This window comes from Rhodococcus sp. YL-1 (assembly GCF_001942025.1).
Taxonomy (GTDB): domain Bacteria; phylum Actinomycetota; class Actinomycetes; order Mycobacteriales; family Mycobacteriaceae; genus Rhodococcus_F; species Rhodococcus_F qingshengii.
This window is the reverse complement of sequence record NZ_CP017299.1, coordinates 1,432,335-1,446,448: the sequence shown is the minus strand read 5'-3', so window position 1 is coordinate 1,446,448 and position 14,114 is coordinate 1,432,335. Positions and strand designations below refer to the sequence as shown.

General features: G+C 63.2%; 12 protein-coding genes. 2 read left to right on the top strand and 10 right to left on the bottom strand.

Annotated elements, in window-relative coordinates; translation table 11 throughout:
* From BH682_RS06750 to dnaK, 6 genes are all read right to left on the bottom strand, one after another.
* The gene (locus BH682_RS06750) at positions 1–858 is read right to left on the bottom strand and encodes a branched-chain amino acid ABC transporter permease (protein WP_007726703.1); all 858 of its coding nucleotides are present in this window, start codon (positions 856–858) and stop codon (positions 1–3) included.
* The gene (locus BH682_RS06745) at positions 855–2,069 is read right to left on the bottom strand and encodes an ABC transporter substrate-binding protein (protein ID WP_075832504.1); all 1,215 of its coding nucleotides are present in this window, start codon (positions 2,067–2,069) and stop codon (positions 855–857) included. The genes BH682_RS06750 and BH682_RS06745 overlap by 4 nt, the downstream gene beginning before the upstream one ends.
* A gap of 332 nt (positions 2,070–2,401) precedes the next feature.
* Positions 2,402–2,812 (bottom strand): heat shock protein transcriptional repressor HspR, encoded by a 411-nt coding sequence (locus BH682_RS06740; RefSeq protein WP_003944355.1) that lies wholly within the window; start codon positions 2,810–2,812, stop codon positions 2,402–2,404.
* Positions 2,809–3,981 (bottom strand): molecular chaperone DnaJ, encoded by a 1,173-nt coding sequence (gene dnaJ / locus BH682_RS06735; protein WP_003944329.1) that lies wholly within the window; start codon positions 3,979–3,981, stop codon positions 2,809–2,811. Before dnaJ ends, BH682_RS06740 begins: the two co-directional genes overlap by 4 nt.
* A 22-nt stretch (positions 3,982–4,003) precedes the next feature.
* Positions 4,004–4,600 (bottom strand): nucleotide exchange factor GrpE, encoded by a 597-nt coding sequence (gene grpE / locus BH682_RS06730; RefSeq protein ID WP_075832502.1) that lies wholly within the window; start codon positions 4,598–4,600, stop codon positions 4,004–4,006.
* Entirely contained in the window at positions 4,597–6,450 is a 1,854-nt protein-coding gene (dnaK, locus tag BH682_RS06725) for a molecular chaperone DnaK (RefSeq protein WP_003944365.1), read from the bottom strand. Before dnaK ends, grpE begins: the two co-directional genes overlap by 4 nt.
* Positions 6,451–6,712: 262 nt before the next feature.
* Here dnaK and BH682_RS06720 point away from each other — a divergent pair, with 262 nt between their 5' ends.
* Both BH682_RS06720 and BH682_RS06715 read left to right on the top strand, forming a co-directional pair.
* A complete protein-coding gene (locus BH682_RS06720; protein WP_039972689.1) occupies positions 6,713–7,288 on the top strand; it encodes a hypothetical protein in 576 nt (191 codons plus the stop codon).
* The gene (locus tag BH682_RS06715) at positions 7,285–8,289 is read left to right on the top strand and encodes a TIGR03617 family F420-dependent LLM class oxidoreductase (protein WP_042926298.1); all 1,005 of its coding nucleotides are present in this window, start codon (positions 7,285–7,287) and stop codon (positions 8,287–8,289) included. The genes BH682_RS06720 and BH682_RS06715 overlap by 4 nt, the downstream gene beginning before the upstream one ends.
* Before the next feature lie 19 nt (positions 8,290–8,308).
* Here the strand turns inward: BH682_RS06715 and BH682_RS06710 are convergent, their stop codons facing one another.
* The 4 genes from BH682_RS06710 to BH682_RS06695 all read right to left on the bottom strand — a co-directional run bounded on the left by BH682_RS06710 (position 8,309) and on the right by BH682_RS06695 (position 14,014).
* Positions 8,309–8,953 (bottom strand): FMN-dependent NADH-azoreductase, encoded by a 645-nt coding sequence (locus BH682_RS06710; protein WP_007726694.1) that lies wholly within the window; start codon positions 8,951–8,953, stop codon positions 8,309–8,311.
* 23 nt (positions 8,954–8,976) lie between these two features.
* Positions 8,977–10,560 (bottom strand): MFS transporter, encoded by a 1,584-nt coding sequence (locus BH682_RS06705; protein WP_075832500.1) that lies wholly within the window; start codon positions 10,558–10,560, stop codon positions 8,977–8,979.
* A gap of 104 nt (positions 10,561–10,664) precedes the next feature.
* Positions 10,665–12,149 (bottom strand): dynamin family protein, encoded by a 1,485-nt coding sequence (locus tag BH682_RS06700; protein ID WP_075832498.1) that lies wholly within the window; start codon positions 12,147–12,149, stop codon positions 10,665–10,667.
* Positions 12,146–14,014, bottom strand: coding sequence for a dynamin family protein (locus tag BH682_RS06695; RefSeq protein WP_075832496.1), 1,869 nt, complete (start codon positions 14,012–14,014; stop codon positions 12,146–12,148). Before BH682_RS06695 ends, BH682_RS06700 begins: the two co-directional genes overlap by 4 nt.
* Positions 14,015–14,114 lie beyond the last annotated feature (100 nt).

Sequence of the window (14,114 nt, the reverse complement as noted above, 5' to 3'; positions counted from 1 at the left end):
TCACACCACCCGTTCTCGGACATTGCCGAACAGTCCAGCCGGTTTGACCATCAAGATGACGATCAGCACCGTGAAGACGGCGATATTGCTGTACTGACTTCCCGCCCACAGGGCGGTGAACGATTCCACCAGGCCGACGGTCAGACCGCCGATCAAAGCGCCAGGCAGAGAGCCGAACCCGCCGATCGCCAACGCCACGAATCCCTTGAGGGCCAACGCTGCACCCAACGTCGCAACTGCAAACGTCTTGGGGCCGACGAAGAGTCCGAGGACACCGGCCAAGGCACCCGAGAAGGCAAACGCTCCCAGTGCCAACCGTCGTACGTTGACTCCTCGCAGCATCGCCGCTTCACGATCCTCGGAGATGCCGATCAGAGCCAGACCCGTCATCGTTTTCTTCGAGACGTAACTCAACCCGACGACCAGTGCGATCGCCGCAACCAGCAGAGCGATCTCGACCGGGTAGGTACGGCCGCCGAGCAGGGTGATCGGTTCGTTCGATCCGAAGAACGGAACCGTGAGAGGTTCACTACCCCAGATCAATTGAGTGGCGCCGTTGAGCAGAGTTGCGACACCCAACGTCGTGACCAACTGGTTCTGGTGATCGGCCACCGGTCTGATCGCGACGATCTCCTCGACCGAGGCGAGGAGCATCACGGTCACGGTAGCCATGACGGCCACCACGAGAACGGGGAGTTTCAGGGTCACCAGACCCGTGTAGGCGACAAAGGTGCCCACCATCATCAGCTGAGCTTGAGCGAAGTTGAATGTGTTGGAGGAAACGAAAACGATGTTGTACCCGATGGCAACCAGCACGTAAACCGCGCCGAGCGCCAATCCGGACCACAGAATGGTCATGACGCAGCCGGGTTTCCGAACTGACCGTTGAGGATCTTCGTCGGGCTGATGAACTTCAGCTCGCTGGTGTCCGGGTTCGGGCCGTGGTTGTCGGAGCTGAAGTTGTAGCGCGAGAGGAATGCGGTCTTGGCATTCTCCTGGACCTCAGTGGTTTCCAGTGCTTCGGCGAGCTTCTTCGGATCGGTCGAACTGCCGACCTTCTCCGCTGCCGCCGCGACGAGGGGGAAAGCGTCGTGGTTGTCCGCGAGGATCAGCGTCGACGGGATGGAGCCCAGCGAAGCCATCGTGTCCACCATCGTGTTGACGAGTGCGTTGTTCGGATCGAACACCGTGCTGCTGAACACCTGCGTCACCAGGTTCTTCACCTGCGGGGTGCCGAGCACACCGGCCGGCGGATCATTCGCGATCAGGTTGGTGGCAGACACCGAGGTGTTTCCGACCAGCGGCACGTCCCAGCCGAGTCGCTCGAGGCTTTGCAACACGTATCCGAGAGGAGCGCCGTACGCATCCAAGGCGATTGCCGCGGCACCCGAATTCTTGAGCGACTGCAACTGCGCCGTCATGTCCAAAGCGGCGGCGTCGTACTCCTCGTTACCGGCGGCCTTCAGACCTGCGGATTGCAAAGCACTGGTCATTTCTTCGCCGAACAGCTCACCGTAAGCGGTGCTGCCGTGCAAGACTCCGACGCTGCTGTAACCCTTGGACTTCGCGTACTCGGAAATTCCGCGAGCGGTATCGGTCGCACCCGGAGCCAGATCGAAGTTGAGCGGGAACTTCGAGGGGTCCGTCGAATCGGGCGAGGGAGCCATGCTCATCGAGAGAATGTTGTTCTGCTTGAGGATCGGCAGAACCGCAGCCGCGATCGACGACGGACCCGAGTTCAGGTAGAGGTCAGGCTTGTTCCCCGAATTGATGGCTTCGCGCAGCTTGGTGACGGCGATGGTTGCGTCACCCGCGTCGTCCACCGTAGTGAGCTCGATCTGACGGCCACCGATCCCCCCGGCTTCGTTCTGGACCTGAACGCCCGCCTTGGTGGCGAGCAGCGAGGTCTGCGAATTAGCCGCGAGGACTCCCTGTGCACTGATCCCGCCGGTCAGCAGCACACGGTAGGGCGAGTCCGCACCTCCGTCGGACTCCGAAGAACCACTGCACCCTGCAAGAGCCAGAGCCGTCACGGCAACTGCCGCAACAAGAATGGGCCGACGATTCATGTCTGCACTCCTAGAACACATGTATGCACCGAACGTCAGGCGAATACCTGACGAAAGAATGATCGGCCGGTGGACGTGCCTGATTTCGAGCACCAGCCAACCAAGCACCCGCTTGATGATCTAGCAAGCAGTTGCTTGGGATGGAGCATAGAATGTGATCTGGATAACGTCAAACGCTGAAAAGTGGAGTCATGGAAGCGGACGCTATGCACATTGAGGCGGCGTCGACAGATCTCTTCCCGCTGGGTGGAAACGCCGAAACGGCTCCACGCCCTGGCGGATTCGACGAAATGAATCCGACAGGGCGTGGAGCCGTTTGTGTAAAGGTCCGACTATCGCTGGTTGCGGGGCTTCCAGACCACCAACGCGTTGTTGCGCGGAATCGGCACGAGATCCCGGCGATAGCCCGCATGGACTTTCGCGATCTCCTCGGCCAATTCGCGGACGCGATGCTGCAGAGCCTCGACCTGGTTGGTCAGTTCGATGATTCGTTTGATTCCGGCAAGGTTGACTCCCTCGTCCTGCGAAAGCCGTTGTACTTCACGAAGAAGCGCAACATCGCGCGGGGAGTAGCGTCGTCCGCCACCGGTGGTTCGATGCGGGGTGACCAACCCGAGTCGGTCGTAGTTACGCAAAGTCTGCGCGTGCATTCCGGCCAACTCGGCTGCCACCGAGATCACGAAGATCTGAGCGTCAGGATCGACCGTCGCATCCCATTGATTCTGCGGTCGCTCTGTCATCATGCACCGGCCCACCCGGCCCGTGGATCGAACCCGCTCGCCTTCTCGGCTTCGAGATAGGTTTTCAGCGCTTCGATCGCCGGGTCGTCCAACTTCTGCGGAACGGATACCTTGACCGTGACCAGAAGGTCACCGGCACCGTCCGGCCGCTTGGGGATACCGCGTCCGCGAACTCGCAGAATGCGTCCGTCCACCGTTCCAGCCGGAACCTTCACTCCGACACGGCCTTCCAAAGTCGGCACGGACAGTGTCGTTCCCAGCACCAGCTCGCCGTAGCTCACCGGAACCGTCAGTGTCAGGTCGTCGCCGTTGCGTCCGAAGACACTGTCCGGCTTGACGCGGATGTTGACGAACAGGTCGCCGGCCGGAGCGCCGCGGAGTCCCGCTTCGCCCTTGCCCTTGAGTCTGATCTTCTGACCGTCGCTCACACCGGCAGGCACGCGAACCGTGATGGTCCGTGTGCGATTGGTGACGCCGCTACCGTGGCAGTCTTCACACGGCGAGTCGATGATCGAGCCGGTTCCCCGGCAATCGTCACACGGCTCACTGAATCCGAAGGCGCCCTGGTTCCGGCTGACCACGCCGGTTCCGTTGCAATGTGGGCACACTCGCGGGCTGGTGCCTGGCTTTGCGCCGCTGCCGTGACACGTGGTGCACGACGTAGGGCTGGTCAGACGAAGAGGGACGGTGACACCGAGCGCTGCTTCACGGAAGGCGAGCGTCGTCTCGGTCTCGAGATCCTTGCCTCGACGCGGGCGGTTGGGCGCAGCTGTTCGCTGGCCCGCTCCCCCGCGGTTGAACAATCCGCCGAAGATGTCTCCGAGACCCGAGTCCTGCCCACCGGCCCCGCCGCCGAACAGGTCGTTGATGTCGAAACCACCAGCGCCGGGGTTGAATCCGCCGCCGCCCTGCGCGCGGGGGCCGAAGCCGCCGCTGGCAAAGAGGCGCCGAGCCTCGTCGTACTCCTTGCGCTTGTCCGGATCAGACAGAACGGCATGAGCTTCACTGACGGACTTGAAACGCTCTTCGGCCTTCGCATCGTCAGGGTTGGCGTCGGGATGAAGATCCCGAGCCAGCTTGCGATACGCCTTCTTGATTTCGTCGGCCGTCGCGGTGGACGAGACGCCCAGCTCCTTGTAGAAGTCCTTCTCGATCCACTCCCGTTGACTCACTGGGCGTCTCCTCCTCTCACTGTTACTTCGCTTCTTGTTCTGAACCGTCTGCAGGCTTGTCGCCTACCCGGTCCGTCACGGCCACCATTGCGGTCCGAAGGACCCGGTCGCCGAGCTTGTATCCCTTGCGCATGACCGTCCCGAGTACCGGGTCGTGGCCTTCGCCTTCATGTTGCACCGCTTCGTGGAGTGCGGGATCGAAATCGTCACCCTCGCTACCGAAGTCGGTCAAACCCAGACCCGTCAGGGTCGTGTTGAGTTTGTCTGCGAGTGCACGCAGTGGACCCGATTCGAGGTCACCGTGTGCCCGAGCGCGATCCAGGTCGTCGAGAATTCCGATGAGCTCGGTGATGACCGAAGCCCGCGCGGTTTCCTTGATGACCTGCTTGTCACGCTCGACGCGACGACGGTAGTTGGTGAACTCCGCCTGAAGTCGCTGCAGATCCGCAGTCCGTTCGGCGAGCTGATCGGTGGCGGATGCTTCCTCCACGATCGACTCTGCTTCCTGAACTACCCCTGTGTCTTCCGAGTCGAGCTGCGGCAGGGATTCCCCCGCCGCCTCTCCCTGTGCACCGGTCTCGGGGTCGACCGGGTTGTTCTCGGGGTTGTCCGAGGTCACTTCTTGTCCGAGTCGGTGGGCTCGTCGACAACCTCGGCGTCGACGACGTCGTCGTCATTGCCTGCGCCGTCGGTGTTTCCGGCCTCGTTTGCAGCGGAAGCCTCGTAGATGGCCTGGCCCAGAGCCTGCGACTCGGTGCCCAGCTTCTCCACTGCGGTCTTCACTGCAGCGATGTCGGTGCCTGCCAGGGCGTCGTTGACGTCCTTGACCGCTGCCTCGACCTTGGTCAGGATCTCCTCGGAGACCTTGCCCGCGTTCTCACCTTCACGCTGCTCCTTGACGAACTTCTCCGTCTGGTGGACCAGCGACTCGGCCTGGTTGCGAACCTCTGCCTCTTCGCGACGGGCCTTGTCTTCCTCGGCGTGAGCCTCGGCGTCCTTGACCATGCGCTCGATCTCTTCCTTGGACAGACCGGAGCCGTCCTGGATCTTGATCGTGTTTTCCTTGCCGGTGCCCTTGTCCTTCGCCGTCACGTGCACGATGCCGTTGGCGTCGATGTCGAAGGTGACCTCGATCTGCGGAACGCCACGCGGGGCGGGCGGCAGATCGGTGAGCTCGAAGGAGCCGAGCAGCTTGTTGTGCGAAGCGATTTCGCGCTCACCCTGGAAGACCTGGATCTGCACCGAAGGCTGGTTGTCGTCAGCGGTGGTGAAGGTCTCGGAACGCTTCGTGGGGATCGTGGTGTTGCGCTCGATGAGCTTGGTCATCACGCCACCCTTGGTTTCGATGCCGAGGGAAAGCGGCGTGACGTCGAGGAGCAGAACGTCCTTGACCTCACCCTTGAGCACACCGGCCTGGAGTGCGGCGCCGACGGCGACGACCTCGTCCGGGTTGACGCCCTTGTTGGGCTCACGGCCACCGGTCAGTTCACGAACCAGATCGGAGACGGCCGGCATACGGGTGGAGCCACCGACGAGCACGACATGGTCGATGTCCTTGACGGCGATTCCACTGTCCTTGATCACTGCCTGGAACGGCGCACGAGTGCGATCGAGCAGGTCCGAGGTGATCTTCTGGAACTCGCTGCGGGTGAGCTGCTCGTCCAGGAAGAGCGGGTTCTTGTCCGCGTCGACCGTGATGTACGGGAGGTTGATGGAGGTGCTCTGCGAGCTGGAGAGCTCGATCTTCGCCTTCTCCGCAGCCTCACGCAGACGCTGCAGGGCCATCTTGTCCTTGGTCAGATCGATGCCGTTCTGAGCCTTGAACTTGTCGACCAGCCAAGCGACGACGCGCTCGTCCCAGTCGTCGCCACCGAGGTGGTTGTCACCGGAGGTTGCGCGAACCTCGACGACACCGTCGCCGATTTCGAGCAGGGAGACGTCGAAGGTGCCGCCACCGAGGTCGAAGACCAGAATGGTCTGCTCGGTGTCACCCTTGTCGAGTCCGTATGCCAGTGCAGCCGCGGTGGGCTCGTTGACGATACGAAGGACGTTGAGGCCGGCGATCTGGCCGGCTTCCTTGGTTGCCTGACGCTGTGCGTCCTCGAAGTACGCGGGGACGGTGATGACGGCGTCGGTGATGTCTTCGCCGAGGTAAGCCTCCGCGTCACGCTTGAGCTTCATGAGCGTGCGGGCGCTGATTTCCTGCGGCGTGTACTTCTTGCCGTCGATTTCCACGTTCCAGTCAGTGCCGATGTGGCGCTTGACGGAGCGGAGGGTGCGGTCGACGTTCGTGACTGCCTGGTTCTTCGCGGGCTGACCGACGAGAACCTCGCCGTTCTTGGCAAATGCGACCACCGAGGGGGTGGTACGTGAGCCTTCGGCGTTGGCGACCACTACGGGCTCGCCGCCCTCCAGCACTGCAACTACCGAGTTGGTCGTACCGAGATCGATACCGACTGCACGAGCCATAGTGTTCCTACCTTTCGTTCTGCGGTTCTCTGCCCGAGTGGTTGATCTCGAACATGACCGCGAGTTTTTCGCTTGGTGAGCGTCCTCCGCTCAAGTTTGCCTCCGACCGTGGCCGGGAGTCAACTTGAAGTTGAGCCGAGGGCGCTCAAGCTTGTCGAAATGGTCAACTACAGCCCACGTAGATTTGTTCCCGCCTTCCCCGAAAAGCCGGAAAAGTGCGCCACATCACTTCCGTATCTCTCCGAATGGCTACGATCGGCCGGTGACCGATCCCGACAATTCTCCCGCGCGACCTCCTCGCCCGTCACCTCCACGCCCGGCACCCGAGCGACCCGACGTCTCGGTTCGGCCGCTCCGACCTGCAGCGAGCGACGAGACACCCAAAGCCGTGACATTGTCTACCTCTGCCTGGATCGGCTCGTTCGTCGTCCTGGCCGGAATCGCCGGAGTGGTAGTCACCAGCCTCGACGACGTCCGGTCGGCTCTCGAAGAATCGACTGCGCGCGACAATCCCGGATACTCGTCCACCGACATCTCCGATGCCGTGACCGTCGTACTCGCGGGCAGCGGCGGCGGCGCTCTCGTCCTGGTCCTGCTCGCACTCATGAGCCTTCAACTCCTCCGCGCACGCAAGAACGCCGGGCGGGTGATGACGGCGATCGTGGGAGTCGTGAGCATCGCGGCCGGACTCGGCTTCATGTCTCTGGTCGACGGCGCAGCAGACATCGGCGCCGGAGTTCTGAGATGGGGCCCGATTCTCTACTGCGCCCTGGTCGCGGTGGCGGCGATCGCTCCGTTCGCTCCCGGTGTCAGCACCTGGCTGCGGGGACGCCGATGAAGGTTCACGTACAACTGGACTCCGCGCCGGGCGCGGGCGCTGCTCGTAGCCGTGAACTCGCGGAGACCGGCGCCGGTGGCCTGTTCACGTTCGAGGGACCACACGACGTGTTCTTCCCGCTCGTCGAAGCAGCATCGGCCGTCGACCTCGACCTGATGACCAACGTCGCCATCGCATTCCCCCGCAGTCCCATGCATCTGGCGCATTCGGCCAACGACCTGCAGTTGCTCAGTCGCGGCCACTTTCGACTGGGTCTCGGATCGCAGATCAAACCGCACATCGAAAAACGCTACAGCGCAACGTGGTCGCGTCCGGCGGCCCGCATGAAGGAGACGGTCGCAGCGGTCAAGGCGATCTTCACTGCGTGGGAGAACACCTCGACGCTGAACTTCCGCGGCGAGTTCTTCACCCACACGCTGATGCCTCCGACGTTCGATCCCGGCCCCAACCCCTATGGGCCGCCGCCCATCCTGATGGGTGCGCTCGGACCGGTGATGACCAGGACGGCTGCCGAGGTGGCCGACGGACTATTGGTCATGCCGTTCCACACGCAACGCCATTTCCTCGAACGAACACTTCCGGCCGTCGGTGCCGGTCTTCGCGAATCCGGCCGCACCCGAGACGAATTCACGATCATCCCGCAAGTCATCGTCGGCGTCGGCCGCGGCGACGATCAACTTGCCGCGGCCGCCAGAGGCGTCCGAGCCCTGCTCTCGTTCTACGGTTCGACGCCCGCATACCGTCCGGTGCTCGACGTCGAAGGGTGGGGCGAGGTCCAACCGGAACTCAATGCCCTGTCGAAGCGAGGTGGCTACACCGAGATGGCGTCGCTGATCACCGATCCGATGCTGACCACACTCGCCGTCGTCGGCACTCCCGAAGAGTGCGCCACCGAGATTCGGCGGCGGTTCGGCGAACATGCCGACGAAGTGTGCTGCTATTTCCCCGGTTACGACGTAGAACCGTCAGACGTGGCGTCGATGATCTCGTCTCTCACCTGAACCCGGTCGAACTTCTTGATCAGGCCCCCAAGGTACGGGCCAGCTCGGTCAACGACTCCCGGGCAGCACGCAGGCTCGCGTCACCCTGCTCGATCAGAGGTGCCATCGCCGGAATACGTTGCGCCAAAGTCAGTTCCGCGGTGATGACGGAGACATCCATTCCCATCGACACCCCGAGCACCTGAACGAGTGGCGGGACGGTGTGATCGTTGGCCTCGTTTCCCGAGCCCGGCGCATAGGTGTTTCCGCGGCTGGAGACGATCACCACCGGCTTACCTGCCAGAGGCTGAGTACGCGTGTCGAAAGGCACCGTAGTCCCCAGGACGTGTACGTAGTCGATCCACGCCTTCAACGTGGACGGGATCGACCAGTTGTACATCGGCGCACCGATCACGACGACGTCTGCAGCGGTAAGTTGCTCGATGACCCGAGCCTGGAGTGCTTCCGCGGCGGGATCCGGAATCTCGCCCTCGACTCGCAAGCGTGGTGCATAGTGCAGGGCCGCGTCCGCGAGGTGCGGCAAGGGATCCCGGTGCAGGTCCAACGTCACCGTCGTGTGATCCGGACTGTTCTTCGACCACTGCTGAGCGAACAGTGCGGTCAGATCACGTGAGGTCGAGTGGTGGAGTTCGGCGGACGAATCGATGTGAAGTAGCTGTGGCATCCCTCATCACTACCAGAGCGCGCTCAACTCTTCTCCGCGGCTAGATCGGATTCCGCCGCGTACTGCGCCAGCAGGACTCGTTCGCGCTCGCGACGCGGATAGAAGAACGTCACCACCGCGGCACCGGCACACACGATGATGATCGCCGCGATGTAGGCGTTTGTATCCCCGTCCAGGAAGGCGTTTTTGGCGGCGGTCATGATTTGGTCCGCGTATTGCGGGTAGCGTTCCGCGAGAACTTCGGCGCTGGAGAAGGATTTGGTGAGCGCGGCCTGAGTTTCGGGAGTCACTTCGGATGCGTTCGGCGAGGACGAGATCGCATTTCCCAACGATTTTGCGTACCCGGCCGTGAGTATTCCGCCGAGAATCGACTGCATGATGGCGCCGCCCAGGTCGCGTTGCAGGTCCGAGGTTCCCGACGCCATACCAGCGCGGTGCACGGGAACGGATCCGGTCAGCGAACGCGATGCCGGTGTACCGGCCAGACCGACGCCGATGCCGACAAGCGCATAGGCCAGCGCGACCTGCCAATAGTGTGTGCTTTCGTTCCACAGGAACAGCGCGACGAACAACCCGAGAACCACGAACAGGTAGCCGGCGAGCAGCGTGACGCGGGCGCCGTACCTTTCGATCATGGTCGCCGAGCGCGGCGCAACGATCACCATCGCCAGCGCAGCCGGAATGATCGCCGCACCGGCTGCCAGCGTCGAGTACCCGAGGACGTTCTGCAGGAACTGCTGGCCGATGAACATCGCGCCCATGAGCGAACCGAACACGACCAACCCACCCACCGCCGCGACCCAGAAGGTCGGGCGCGCAGCTACGTGAAGATCGAACAGCGGATTGGCCGCGCGTCGCTGTTGCAGGAAGAACCCGATACCCGCGACAACTGCTATCGCCCCGAGCACCAGAGCCAACGTGCCCGAACCCTTCACCGGCGCAAAGTTGATGGACAACACCAGAGCCCCGATGAAGACGATCGACACTATGCCGCCGAGGTGATCGACTCGCTCGGTCGTCTCGTTGACGTGAGCGGGAACCAACACCAGGGAACAGATCAGTGCCACAAGGGCCAAGGGAAGGGTGACGAAGAAGACCGAACCCCAGTGAAACTGCTCGAGCAGCGCCCCCGAGACGATCGGACCGAGTGCTGAAATCGCGCCACCGATTGCCGACCACATGGCAATCGCCTTGGTTCGTGCCGGTCCGGCCCACAACGCCGTGATGATTGCCAGCGTGGTCGGGAACGCCAGACCTGCCGAGACGCCTCCGACTATCCGAGCGAGGAACAGCACTTCGAAGTTCCCGGCGAATCCCGCCACGATCGACGCCGGAATGGACAGCGCCATGCCGGTGACCAGCAACATCTTGCGGCCGTATCGGTCTCCCAAGGCCCCCAGGTAGAGCACCGTTCCGGCCAGGCCCAGCGAGTAGCCGACCGCGATCAGGTTCAGTTGCGTCTGACTGGCGTCGAAAGCCCGCCCGATATCGGGCAAAGCGACATTCGCGACCGAGAGATTGAGGTTCGCGACCGCAGCGACCAGGATGAGCGTCCCCAGGACGAGGGTGGCTCGATCCGGTGAAGCGGACTTGATGTCACTCGCCATGCGCGTGCTCCCATCGAGGTGGGACCCGAACCTGGGAGTTATGTCCGGATCATCCCGAACTCAAGATAGAACCCTCGTCCGGCGCTCGCATAGTGAACGGGTCCCTATTCGGGCACAATTTCAGCCAGGACGCCCTCGGCGCTGCGGGCGGCGACCAGGCAGGCGCGCGAGGTGAACCTGTCGAAGAGCGGATGTCTGGACAACTCGCGCCATCTGCGGACAGCCGCCGTGGCCCGCGCACGCTGCACCTCCGGCGATTCTTCCGGTTCGCAGCCCAACCGGTCACTGGCCCGGATTCCGTAGCCGCCGATCAGTCTTTGCAGTTGTGCCAGGTCGTCGGGTGGCAGATCCGTGTGTACCGAACGAAGACGCCCGAGCAGGCGAAGTTCGTGAAAGCCGTGAACATCGGCAAGCAACCGTTGCGCCTCCGCCGCGATCTGATCGCCTTCCTCGCTCGGATCGGCTTCGAGGATTCTTCCCAGCGTCACCAGCGCCGTGTGCGATTTGAGCTGATCTGCCCGCTGCCCGAATTGAACGTCGATCACCTGACGCAGTTCGTCCAGGCCGCTGCGCTCCAACAATTCGGCCGCCAGGGACGGTGAATCGGTCGCCCCCAACTTGATCGACGTCACGGCGAGGCGAATTCCGAAGAGCCCGAACCGATCGGCCAATTGCGCCCGCATCGCCGCATCGACCGGCAGCGGACTGTCCTGCCTGGCAAAGCGATCCGCGGAGAGCAGTGCAAGGCTCAGATCCTCGGCCGGAACCTGCGCGAGCGCCGAGAAGGCCGCGAACTCGCTCTGCCTCATCGTCCGAGCAGCGAGCGCGAGTAGACCTGCCACCGGAACCACCGACTGGCACAGGCCGGTTCGCTCCAACTCCTCGGCGAATCGCGCCGCGACGTCCTTCGCCGAAGACAACGCGTCGAGCCTGCCTGCGCCGACCTCATCGGCACGCGAGAGCACTCCGATCACTCCGAGTGGCCCGGATTCTCCGCCCACGTGATCCGCGATCTTCCCGAGGAACTGCATGTCACTGGCGTTGAGAGCCCGCAAGAGGTAGACCACTGCATCCGCGCCCGGTGCCTCACCGTCGGGAACGAGCATGTCCCAGGTGCGGGCCGAGACCTCGGTCGAGAGCGACGAGGTGCCCGGTGTGTCGATGATCGTCGTACGAGCCAATGCCGAAGACGGCCAGTCGACGTCGATGCGGTCCACCGAGTCTGCGGTGTACTCGCCCAGATCGAACGTGAGCCTGCCGTCGCGGCGCGTCACCGGCACGTTGAACTCGGCACCGTTCTCGGCCGTCGCGGTCACCTGCGGCGTCGTCGCGTTCCGATACCAGGTGACGACGCGTGTGCATTCCGTCGCGTCGGTAGGCGCTATATCCTGTCCGACAAGCGAATTGAGCAGCGTCGACTTACCCGCTTTGAGGGAGCCGGCGAGCGCCACCCGGAGTGGCTCGTCGAGCCTGGCCGCACATTCTTCCAACTGGGCGCGCGTCTGCGGCTGATCGGCGTAGGCACGTCTGGCGTGGTCGATCAGGGCGTGTGCCGACTCCACTGCGGTCACGGTGGTCGTGGCATTCATGCGTTGGTCACCTTTGCCGAGGCAGGAGCGGGAGTTTCGCCGATCAGCGTTCCGGCAACGGCGTCGAGCTCCGCGACGACGCGCATGTCGGTCTCCAGACGCTTGATCCGAGCGGCATGTTCACTCGATTCCAACTGCGCGGCTTCCTGAGTGGCGCGGAGGGATTCGTTGATCGAGCGCAGCGCCTGCTCGGCGATGTCGGTGAAGTGATCCCGCAGGAGTCGCTGCACCAGGCGCAGGCGGTCCTTCGACTCCTTGCCCACCTGGAAGCTGACGTCGTCGGCAAACCGTCGGATAGCCGCTTTCGCCTCAGCGCGACGCTTGAGCACCTGAGCCTGCTTGTCTTCACGATAAGCCTTGGTGCCCAGCAGAACCCCGGCGCCGATGGAGATCGGGTTGACCAGAGCCATGCCCATCATCGTGGTGATCAAGCCGAACATGAGCACGCCGCCGTACGAGCCGCGCATGCCGACCAGGACTTTCTGAGTGATGCCGATTCGGCCGGATTCGAGGTCCGCCAATGCACCGACCGGTTCCAGGAAACCGTCGGTGTCGGCGACGTCGAGATGCGGGAGCGCGACGTCACCGGTCTCCGCAAAGTGCTGCGCCACAACTTCTGCCAGCCACTGTGCGCGATCATGCGCCCACACGAAGTTGTCACCGATCGCGGTGGCGATCTCCTGTTCGAGCCACTCCCCCACGACGTCCCAGTCCTTACCGGGATCGCCTTCGTCGACCGTCTCCTCGGCCTGGCGGGTCACCCGGCGCAACCGGTCCCGGAGGTCGTGATCGATGTCGGCGGCGAGGTCTGCGATGCCGTCACCGAGGCTCTGCTGCCACAGTGAGGTCTTCTTGTGCAGTTCCTCGGCCGCTGCCCGGGCACGCTGCAGTCCCGCGACCGCTGCCTGAGCGGTCGACGGATCCTTCAGCGCCGCAAGCTCACTGCCCATCTCCAACGTCAGATGCGCTGCCGCAGAACGCACATCCATCGCAACTGCGCGTCGAGTATTCGATTCGGCACGCGCAACGACGTTGTCCCGCAAGAACTGATAGAGGTCCAAAAATCCGGATTCCGCTTCGAGTTCCTTGTCCCCCAGCCTCAGCGCGTGCGAGCGCAGTACCGAGGAGATCGGAATGAGCGGCAGATCCAACCCGGCACGCTGGAGATGTCCGCGATCGGCGTCGAGGATCTGCCGCCAGTGCGGGTACAGATCGGTCTTGCTGATCAGCCCGGCTACCGCAGGACACAGATTGACGACCTGGCGGATGAATCCCAGCTCCGGTTCGGTGAACTCCTGGCTGGAGTCCGACAGAACCAACACTGCATCGGCCGCAGTGATCAATCCCAATGTTCCTGCAGCATGAGGATTTCCATGACCGCCGACACCGGGGGTGTCGATCAGAACCAAACCGTCGGCCAACAGCGGACTGGGAACACCCACTTCCACACGCAGAACCTCACGCCCTTCGGCGCGAGGCGTGGCCGGGGTGATCCCCATGAGTTCCTCGAGCGGGAGGGGCACCCGAATGGGCGCCGCACCCGGATCGGCGAGAATCAGTTCGGCGACCGCGGTCTCCGCGTACTGAACTACCGTCGCCACGGCCGTGGTCTCGTCGTCACCGACCGAGCACACGTCGATGCCGAGCAGAGAATTGACGAACTGGCTCTTGCCCTGCTTGAGGGGTCCGACCACCACGATGCGAATACGCGGGTCGTTGACCCTCGCCTGAGCGTTCTCGAGTCGACGCACCAGATCCGTGCGCCCGAAATCCTTCGCCACGACGGCTGTTCGTTCGAGCAACGACGCCGTCGACGACGCGACGCGCGCCTTCCGGCTGCTTACCTGACTCGCTGAATCACTCATGAGCTACGTTGACCCGCAATTCTTCCCGACTCGAATATCCGGCCCTGCGAACGCATAGCGCACGCAGGGCCGGATTTGTTACATCAGGTCATTTTGACCG